Here is a 4,998-nt window from a genome sequence, read left to right on the forward strand (position 1 = left end):
ACCGCCTGTTGATCACTCGTCATCGTCTGGCCAGGCGCGCCGCCCCGGGCGCGAAATCGACGCGGGCACGCTCGGCGATTCGGCCATCGTGCATCTCGCCTTCCACCAGTTCATAGCCCATCAGCGCGAACACCCTGTCGCGCAGGAAGATCGGCCGTGCATTGCCGTACCAGTCGACACAGGACGCCTTGCAGCCATCGTCGCGCGCCTCGCGCGGCTCCGCGACCAGCTCACCCGCCATCGTCAGCCGCCGGGCATCGCGCCGCAGAAACGCTACGGCAGACCCGGCACCGAAGAAGCGCACCAGTGCCGTATCCCGCAGCGCGCGCGTGACCGGCAGCCCCAGCATGCCGGAGGCGCCATCCGCGCTCGACGGATCGGGACGATAGAAGAATGCCTGGCTGCGGCTCTCGCCCTGCTGCGCAGCGGGAAGGAAACTGGTATCGCCCAGCCGCGGCGCGCTGCCCAACGCAATCGCGCTGAACCCCAGCCGCCCCCTGGCATCGCCGCCGATCGCGACGGCATCGCTGCCCATCAGGTCGAACCGCTCGACGGCGTGCGGCACGGCGACCCGCGTGATCGCGCCCCCATCGCGCGGCACGGCATAGACCGACACGGCGTTTTGGCCCGATTCCAGCGCTCCGCCGCTGTAGAGCAGATAGGTGCCGGCGAACCGGTTCTGGAAGGTCCAGCGCGCCTGCACTGCGGGTAGCGGGCGATAGGCGCTCGCGGGCAGGCGATACGTGCCGTTGCCGAAGGCGGCGAGCGGCACGGTGAGGAGTGCCGCCGCTCCGTCGCTTCGCTCCGGCCCCCACATCGCATCGCCGGCACTGTCGGCGCGAACCAGCACCTGCAGCCGCCCGGCCTTGGCATCTTCCGCGAAGGAGAACTGGTCGACCGGCCCGCCCCAGGCCTGCACCGCGCCCGGCGCCGAACCGTCGAAGGGCAGCCGATAGAGATAGGCCGCGCTGCCTTCGCGACTCCGCGTGAGCCCGCTGGTCCAGACATAGACCGCCGCGCCGGAGACGTAGAAGTTTCGCGAGTAGGTGCCGAGCACCGCGGTCGCCGTGCACTGCATCTGCGGCGCGAGCAGATCGCACTGCGTCACCGTATGGATGACCGAAATGCCCGGGTCCGGGTATCGCCGCAGGCGTTCCGGAATATAGAGTCGCGTCGCGGACAGGATGCGACGGTACGGAGCATCGCGCTTGCCGGTCCATCGCCGCATCGCCGGCAAGCCCGCCAGCGGATCGCCGTCCTCGACATCATGCGGTGCGTACAGGACGAGCTTGGAGCCGATAAGCCGCGAGGCGTAGTTGCTCGACGAGTAATAGTCGTTCGAGCGCAGATTGTAGCTGTCCTCATAGCGGAGACGACCGTCGGGCATGATCCGGAAGCGGTTGACCTCACTGCCGCGCTGATAGTCGAAGCCGATCACGACGATCCGATCGCCATGGACCAGCAGTTCGTCGTACCAGCCGCTGCCGGCGGTATCCGGCGGAAAGGCATCGATATGGTCCACCGCGCGCATCCCACCGCCGGCGAGCGAAACGGTGAACAGCCGCCCGCGCCGGAGCACGACGAGATAGTCGCCGGCAACCTTGACGATACCGCCCTCGTCGACACCCCGCTCCTGGGTGTTGGTAATCGAGTCCCCGGCGATCGAGGGCGCCATGGCCGGCGCGCTGACCGGCGGCGCCGCCATCTCATACTGCACGTTCGGCAGCGAAACTTGCTTGGGCCGCGCGGCGAGCACGCGTCGCATATAGGCCTGCAGCCCACGATCATTGGCGAAGGCACGCATCGGCGGGCTTTTGGCGCCTGCCCCTGCTGATGCCGGCGCTTCCGCACAAGACCCCAGCAACGCACCCGTCAGCACGAGACCCACTGCCCGCATCGCACCTCTCCCGGATCTTTTCGTTGAAGGTTACGATATCTCATTTCATCTCTGCAGCAAGCAGAATTGAACGAGCACCAAAGTCCTTCGAAAATAGGCGCAGATGATGTGCAGGAGGACTCGCCCGGCAGCGGACTATCCAAAGGCCCCAATGGCGGAGAGGGAGGGATTCGAACCCTCGGAACCCTTACGAGCTCAACAGTTTTCGAGACTGCCCCGATCGACCACTCCGGCACCTCTCCGCATGGGAGGATACGCACCCTCGGGATTGCCCCGAACCGCGTACCGGTCGCTGTGAGGCGCGGCCACTAGCGCAAAGTTTTGGGGCCCGCAAGCGGCTAGCTCCAAGTTTTTTCGCAGTGCGGGAACCTGATCCGGGCTCCCTGCCCTTCCCGGATCGGGAACGCCGGCCGTCGCCGCCGTTGCCGTTGCGCCCCCGCAACCCTAGATTGGTGAAATGTCAGAAACCAATGGTTCGCTTCTATCCATCGACTCCGGCACGCCGATGCCGCCGATCGCCAGCGCACGCTTTGCGATCGGCGACGTGGTGCGGCACCGCCTGCTCGATTTCCGCGGCGTGGTCTTCGACGTCGATCCGGTCTTTGCCAATACCGACGAATGGTATGATTCGATTCCCGCCGACATGCAGCCCGCGAAGGATCAACCCTTCTACCATCTGCTCGCCGAAAACGCCGATTCGACCTATATCGCTTATGTCAGCCAGCAGAATCTGGTGGCGGACGATAGCGACGAGCCGGTCGACCACCCCGGAATCAGCGGCCTTTTCGACAGCTTCGATGCCGGACGTTACCGGCTGAAGCCGAATCACCGGCATTGAGCCGCGCACCGCGCCGCAAGGACTCGGAAAATCGCAGCCTGGTCTTGCGGAACGGTTGACAATCCCGCCCCCATCGCATAGCTGCGCCCTTCCTCCTGCCGAGGTGCAACCTTGGCGGGCACATGCATTTGAACCAGAGAAGAGACCGATGTTCGCTATCGTGCGCACGGGCGGCAAGCAGTATCGCGTTGCCGCAGGAGACAAGATCGTCGTCGAGAAGCTCGATGGCGAAGCCGGTTCGTCGGTGACGCTGGGCGACGTCCTGCTGGCCGGCGAAGGCGGCGAGCTGAAGGCGACCGACGGCCTGACCGTTTCTGCCGAGATCATCGCGCAGGCGAAGGGCGAGAAGGTCATCGTCTTCAAGAAGCGTCGTCGTCACAACTATCGCCGCAAGAACGGTCATCGCCAGCAGCACACGATCCTCAAGATCACTGCTATCGGCGCGGCCAAGTAAGCGACTGACGAGACACGAGGAGTATAGACAATGGCACATAAGAAGGCAGGCGGCTCGTCCCGCAATGGTCGCGACTCTGCTGGCCGTCGTCTTGGCGTGAAGAAGTTCGGCGGCGAGACTGTTCTCGCCGGCAACATTCTCGTGCGCCAGCGTGGCACCAAATTCTACCCGGGCGTGAACGTGGGCATGGGCAAGGACCATACCCTCTTCGCGCTCGTCGAAGGCCGCGTGTCGTTCAAGGAAGGCAAGCTTGGTCGCAAGTTCTGCTCCGTAGACATGATTGCCGAGGCGGCCGAATAACATCGGGCGACCGTACGGGTTGCCCACCAGGGCGACCCGGGTTCGACGAACCAACGCGAAAAGGGAGACGGGTCGCCCCGGTCTCCCTTTTTTCTTGCTCCCTGACACCGCGGTGAAACAGCCATGCCCTAGGGCATGCGCAGAGAAGCCGCAGGACCGAGGAGAGTGGTCATGTTCGTGCGGACCCAAAGATTGACGTTACGTCCCGGCTGGCCCGAGGACGCCCCTGCCCTCGCCCGGGCGATCGACCACGAGGCCGTCGTGCGCAACCTCGCGCGCGCGCCCTGGCCCTATTCGATCGAAGCGGCCGAAACCTTCCTCGCGCACTGGACCGAGATGTGCTTCCTGGTGTTCGAGCACCAGGCGGGCACCGTAGCGCTGATCGGCTGCGTCAGCATCGACGCGGTACGCGATGAGGCGCACGAACTCGGCTATTGGTACACCCCTTCCGCCTGGGGCAAGGGCTATGCCACCGAAGCGGCGCGCGGCGCCCTGGCTGCCGCACGCGCCACGGGGATCCGGCATGTGACATCGCGCCACGCCGTCGACAATCCCGCCTCGGGGCGCGTGCTGCGCAAGCTCGGCTTCCAGCCCACCGGCAAGGTGGAGCCGCTCTGGTCGAAGGGCCGCGGCTGCGAGATGGCGTGCGTGGCGTTCGCGATGGATCTGGATGCAGAAGACTGTCGATCCGGCCCCGAACCCCGCCTTGCGGCGTGATTCCGTTTCCGCCTCCCCGGCCCCGACCGGGGAGGCAGCTTCCCCCCGCCGCCAAGCTCGACTAAGCCGTCAGCGGATGGACACAAGGCCGACACGTTGACGATCAAGGCGGCGCGCCGGCGCCTCTCCCCCGAAGAATCGCGTGACGCCGCGCTTGAGGCGGCGCGCGCGCTGCTGATCGAGGACGGCCCGCAGGCGGTTACGCTCAAGGCGGTGGCTGCGCGCATCGGCCGCACCCATGCCAATCTGCTCCACCATTTCGGCTCGGCAGCGGGGCTGCAAAAGGCATTGGCCGCAAGCATGGCAGAGGCGGTGACCGCCAAGATCGGCGAGGCGGTGCTGCGCGCCCGCAGCGGGGACCATAATCTGCGCGAGGTGGTGGACCTGACCTTCGACGCCTTCGACCGCGAAGGGGCCGGCGCGCTGGCGAGCTGGATGCTGCTCACCGGCAACCAGGATGCGCTCGATCCCATCCTCGAGGCGATCCATCGCCTGGTCGACCGGATCAGCGAGGGCCAGGATGCCCGCATGCCGCTGCGGGAGGAAACACTGCAACTGACGCTGATGGCTCTCGGCGACGCGCTGCTGGGCGCTCCGATGGCGCGTGCGCTGGGGCTGCCGCGGGACAAGGCCAGAGAACTGGCGGCGTCGATGCTGCGCGAGCGGATCGAAGCCGGCGCCTAGAACCGGCGGCACCGAAGTGGACACCCCGCCCGGCGCGAACGAAAAAAGGCCGGGATGGCGAACCATCCCGGCCTCTTCGAAACCGTCGGCCCCCAGGGTGGGGCCTCA

The 4,998-nt window shown here is 66.2% G+C and carries 6 protein-coding genes and 1 tRNA gene; 5 read left to right on the forward strand and 2 right to left on the reverse strand.

The window, feature by feature from the left end:
* Positions 1-19 precede the first annotated feature (19 nt).
* Both SPI01S_RS20300 and SPI01S_RS20305 read right to left on the reverse strand, forming a co-directional pair.
* Positions 20-1,897, reverse strand: coding sequence for a beta-propeller domain-containing protein (locus SPI01S_RS20300; protein ID WP_084253640.1), 1,878 nt, complete (start codon positions 1,895-1,897; stop codon positions 20-22).
* A 152-nt stretch (positions 1,898-2,049) separates the two neighbouring features.
* Positions 2,050-2,139, reverse strand: a tRNA-Ser gene (locus SPI01S_RS20305).
* Positions 2,140-2,354: 215 nt separating this feature from the next.
* On the opposite strand from SPI01S_RS20305, the gene hspQ reads away from it, so the two are divergent.
* From hspQ to SPI01S_RS20330, 5 genes are all read left to right on the forward strand, one after another.
* Positions 2,355-2,735, forward strand: a complete 381-nt coding sequence (hspQ, locus tag SPI01S_RS20310; RefSeq protein WP_066726968.1) for a heat shock protein HspQ — start codon at positions 2,355-2,357, stop codon at positions 2,733-2,735.
* A 148-nt stretch (positions 2,736-2,883) separates the two neighbouring features.
* Complete coding sequence (gene rplU, locus SPI01S_RS20315; protein WP_019368790.1) at positions 2,884-3,189, forward strand: 50S ribosomal protein L21; 306 nt, start codon at positions 2,884-2,886, stop codon at positions 3,187-3,189.
* 30 nt (positions 3,190-3,219) lie between these two features.
* Positions 3,220-3,489 (forward strand): 50S ribosomal protein L27, encoded by a 270-nt coding sequence (gene rpmA, locus SPI01S_RS20320; protein ID WP_064313800.1) that lies wholly within the window; start codon positions 3,220-3,222, stop codon positions 3,487-3,489.
* Positions 3,490-3,681: 192 nt separating this feature from the next.
* A complete protein-coding gene (locus SPI01S_RS20325; protein WP_306305030.1) occupies positions 3,682-4,206 on the forward strand; it encodes a GNAT family N-acetyltransferase in 525 nt (174 codons plus the stop codon).
* Between the two features lie 102 nt (positions 4,207-4,308).
* Positions 4,309-4,890 carry a TetR/AcrR family transcriptional regulator gene (locus SPI01S_RS20330; RefSeq protein ID WP_066726972.1) on the forward strand — a complete coding sequence of 194 codons (582 nt, stop codon included), beginning with the start codon at positions 4,309-4,311 and terminating at the stop codon, positions 4,888-4,890.
* Positions 4,891-4,998 lie beyond the last annotated feature (108 nt).

The sequence above is a fragment of the Sphingomonas pituitosa NBRC 102491 genome, assembly GCF_001598435.1.
Lineage (GTDB): Bacteria > Pseudomonadota > Alphaproteobacteria > Sphingomonadales > Sphingomonadaceae > Sphingomonas > Sphingomonas pituitosa.